Source organism: Paracoccus halophilus, from assembly GCF_000763905.1.
Lineage (GTDB): Bacteria > Pseudomonadota > Alphaproteobacteria > Rhodobacterales > Rhodobacteraceae > Paracoccus > Paracoccus halophilus.
Genome location: NZ_JRKN01000090.1, coordinates 1 through 1317 on the forward strand (window position 1 = coordinate 1; position 1317 = coordinate 1317).

Sequence of the window (1317 nt, forward strand, 5' to 3'; positions counted from 1 at the left end):
TCGGCATCGGCATCGGCATCGGCGGTGGTCGCGGGTCAGAGTTGCCTTCTCCGTCAGGCCGTCAGGAGTTTCGGTAGCCTCGCGAGGTTGCAGGCCGCCATCGTCATCGTGAACTGGGCGCAGACCCTATCGAGCCCGCGGTGAACGGTCTGGGACATGCCGCCGACGGTCTTGGCCCAGCCGAACGGTTCCTCTATCTTCTTGCGGCGCCGCTGGGACAGGGCGTAGCCGAGGTTCCGGGTTGTCCGTCCGTCGATGGCGGAATGCCGGGCTTTCTGCGCGACGTGCGGTGTCACGACCATGCGCCTGAGGTCGGCGACGAAGTCGGCGCTGTCGTATCCCTTGTCCGCCCCGAGCGTCAGGCGTCGGGTCGAGCCCGGTGAGTGCCGGTTGATCATCTCAAGTGCCGCCTTCCGCTCGCCATGCCCATCAGCGTGGGTCAGCTCTGCCTGCACCACGAGGCCGTTCCGGTTTTCCATCAGCGTATGCCCCATGAAGCACAGCATCGCCGCCGCGCCCGGCGCCTTCTTGTAAAGACGCGCATCGGGGTCCGTTACGGACGCATGGGTTGCATTCGAGCGCTTCTGGCCCCGGAAGTTCACCTCGGGGTTGCGGGTCTGGCGGGGCGTGTCGGTCATCGGCTGGGTCTCGGTTTGCTGGGCCTGGTCGGTGTCCGGGGAGGTCTCGTCGGCTGGTGGTGATGGCGGCCCACTGGGATCATCATTCTGCGGCGGCGCTGTACCTTCCTTCGGCTGGAAACTCTTCATGGACGCCCACGCCTTGACCAAGGTGCCGTCGACCGAGAAGTGCTCGTCCGACAGCAGCGGCTTGACCTGAGGGTGCGCGAGGATCGCGGCCATTACCTTGCGCGACATGTCGGTTGTCAGCAGCCGGTCGCGGTTCTTGCTGAACACCGTGGGAACCCAGACCGGGTCGTCGATTCCCAGCCCGACGAACCATCGGAACAGCAGGTTATAGTCCATCTGCTCCATCAACTGCCGTTCCGAGCGGACCGAGAACAGGATCTGGAGAAGGCTCGCCCGGATCAGGCGCTCCGGCGCAATGGAGGGGCGGCCAAAGTCGGTATAGAGCGCGTCAAACTCGGCATCGAGGCTCGTCAGTGCATCGTTCACGATCTGCCGGATCTTGTGAAGCGGATGACCCGCAGGGATCCGCTCCTCAAGGTCAACATAGCTGAACAGCGACTCGCTCGCTTCGTCCGTCCCACGCATCGTCACCCTCACCACCGCTGCCGTGCCGGAAGTGAATCATGTTCTCAAAACCGCGTCGAGACCGGCCTTTTTCAGCAGCCTGTTA

The 1317-nt window shown here is 64.1% G+C and carries 1 protein-coding gene; it reads right to left on the reverse strand.

The window, feature by feature from the left end; genetic code table 11:
• Window positions 1-53: 53 nt before the first annotated feature.
• Window positions 54-1232: an IS5-like element ISPha2 family transposase gene (locus IT41_RS19200; protein WP_036744399.1), complete on the reverse strand. Its 1179-nt coding sequence runs from the start codon at window positions 1230-1232 to the stop codon at window positions 54-56.
• Window positions 1233-1317: the final 85 nt, after the last annotated feature.